Source organism: Aeromonas sp. R5-1 (assembly GCF_040908265.1).
In the GTDB taxonomy this organism is placed as follows: Bacteria; Pseudomonadota; Gammaproteobacteria; order Enterobacterales; family Aeromonadaceae; genus Aeromonas; species Aeromonas caviae.
This window is the reverse complement of the sequence record NZ_JBFODJ010000097.1, coordinates 1-2413: the sequence shown is the minus strand read 5'-3', so window position 1 is coordinate 2413 and position 2413 is coordinate 1. Positions and strand designations below refer to the sequence as shown.

Sequence of the window (2413 nt, the reverse complement as noted above, 5' to 3'; positions counted from 1 at the left end):
CATGTACAGGATCTTTAGCGCCAACCAATTGAAATAGATATAAAAAAGGCTTCGTTTGTGATCTAATTTTATCGCCAAACAAAATCAACACGCGCGAAGCCTATGACCATTATTAATGCTAATCACTATCTGGAGCAACTCCTGGCTCCCGCCGCACTCGAGCGCATTGCTCGGCTCTGCAAGTTTTGTCTGCGTCAGCGCGCCATTACCCCTGCCATGCTCGTACCTGCACTGTTGCGGGCCATGGGGGGCGACCAGGTCAATGACATTGCCAGCTTACACCGTCATTTCAATGCCTTGCAGCTGACGAAAGAGCATCAGGTTTCTTACAAACCGTTTCACAATCAGCTGCGTAAAGAGAGCTTTGCCCTGTTTATGAAAGCGCTGGTCGAACGGGCCATCGCCTTGCGTATCGACCATCAACTCAAAGCGGCCTCCCTCGGCGCGTTCAAGCAGGTGTTATTGCACGATGGCACCTCCTTCGCGGTGCACCGGCGTCTGGCGGCTGACTTTCCCGGCCGGTTCAAGACCATCAGTCCGGCGGCTATCGAGTGCCATATGACCATGTCTCTGTCGGAGCAGAGCCCACTGTGCATGAGTGTGTCTGCCGATACCGCAGGGGAGCGGCAATTTCTCCCTGAGGCTCACAAGCTGGCCAACTGCCTGCTGCTGGCTGACGCGGGTTACATTGACAGGGCCTGGTTTGAGCAGGTGAACGACGCTGGCGGATTTTATCTGGTGCGAGGAACGCAAAGCCTGAACCCCAAGATAATCCAGGCCTGGCGCGGTGATGGGCGGGAAGTGCCAAAACTGGCGGGACTGTCACTGAAAGAGGCAGGACGGCGGCGCTGTCGGGCCGAGGTGCTGGATATGGTGGTGAAGTCCGGCAAGGTCGAGTACCGCTTGATCCGACGCTGGTTTGCCGAGGAAAAGCGGTTCTGCTTGTGGATGACCAACCTGCCGCGAGCGGCATGGTCAGCAGAGCAGGTGATGAGCCTGTATCGCTGCCGTTGGCAGGTGGAGTTGTTATTTAAAGAGTGGAAATCGCACAACCGGCTCAAGGGGTTTGTGACGGGGGAGAAAGCCATCGCCGAGGGATTGGTGTGGACGAGTTTGCTGTCGCTGGTGATGAAAAGGCGGGTCGCGCAGAGTGTGATGACAGGGAAGCTATCGATGTTGAAAGCGTCAAAGAACAGTACGACATGGTGGTTGCCGCTATTGGAAGCAGTGGCCCATAGAGCGCTGACAGAAATAAGGGAAAGACTGGAATGGGCAGCTGATTATTTGGCCAAGAACGCTTGCCGAACCAAGCAGAGAAAATCGATACAGAACAGGACCTTGGAAGGAGTTTTAAAGGGACTCAACGCTTAAGGTCCTGTACATGAATTGCCATAATGATCCTTCCCTGCCATTTATTAATTAATATCGAAACAATTCAAATGTTGTGAATCGATGGTAGGGAAAGCATTCATCCTTGTCACGATATAACAAAATACCCGCTTTGTTACTTGTTACATAAAAGACACACCCTGTGACACCTCGGCACTTATCTTGTTTGCCAACTGGCGACCGATGGATTCGATGATATAAATCACCGGCACCTGGGTGGTAATATCATATTCATTGTCGACTACCAGCCTGGCCGCATGATATGAAATATTGAAATCCGCCATCTGGGCCAGGGTGGATTTATTATCGCTGGTAATAGTGATGAGCTTGCAGTGATGAAACAGGAACTGCTTCGCCAACTTGATTATCTCGGTGGTCTCCCCGGAGACCGAGAGCACGATCGCCACCGCCTGTTTGTACATGTCGGTGTTGACCGGGTAGTAGGGATCATCGATGTGGTTGCTGAACTTGCCGATGTTGGAGAAGAAGCGCGCCCCGTAGCACCCCAGCGTGCCCGAGCTGCCCGCCCCCACGAAGATCACCCGCTCGGCCCCCGCGATCTGCTCGGCGGCGCTCGCGATCAAGGCGTCGAATTCGTCATTGTTGATGCTCTTGAAAAAAGAGAGGAACTCGTTGGCACCGTGTGGCAGCGATATTTCGCCGCGCTTCTCGGCATTCATTTTTAGATAGGCTTTGAATTCCGCATAACCGCTGCAATTCATCTTCTTGCAAAATCGCAATATGGTGGCGGTCGACACATCACAGGCTTCGGCCAATTCCCTGACCGTCATATAGATAACCGTCTGATGGTTCTTTATTACATAGTTATATACCTTGAACTCGAAGGTATTTAATGTTGAGACCAACTAATTATTAAACATGGTAATTCACCGAGCGCAGCCGCGTCCTTATTCAGGATGATGTCACGCTGCGTATTCCGGCGAAGTTGAACAGCCATTCCGGCCAACGTGAACACCCTGATCCTTAACGCGCTCACGTCACCCCGTTTCTAACTCGAGTGTTC

General features: G+C 52.2%; 2 protein-coding genes. One reads left to right on the top strand and one right to left on the bottom strand.

Features of this window, described 5'->3' with window-relative positions; translation table 11 throughout:
- The first annotated feature begins 102 nt into the window (after nt 1–102).
- Complete coding sequence (locus tag AB5Y64_RS13200) at nt 103–1371, top strand: IS4-like element ISAeme3 family transposase (RefSeq protein ID WP_041205731.1); 1269 nt, start codon at nt 103–105, stop codon at nt 1369–1371.
- 140 nt (nt 1372–1511) lie between these two features.
- Here AB5Y64_RS13200 and AB5Y64_RS13195 read toward each other — a convergent pair whose 3' ends face one another.
- Complete coding sequence (locus AB5Y64_RS13195; RefSeq protein ID WP_368203972.1) at nt 1512–2255, bottom strand: MurR/RpiR family transcriptional regulator; 744 nt, start codon at nt 2253–2255, stop codon at nt 1512–1514.
- Nucleotides 2256–2413: the final 158 nt, after the last annotated feature.

Bases quoted from the DNA above. Each gene is read 5' to 3' on its own strand.
- AB5Y64_RS13200 (WP_041205731.1), top strand. From the start codon at position 103: ATGACCATTATTAATGCTAATCACTATCTGGAGCAACTCCTGGCTCCC.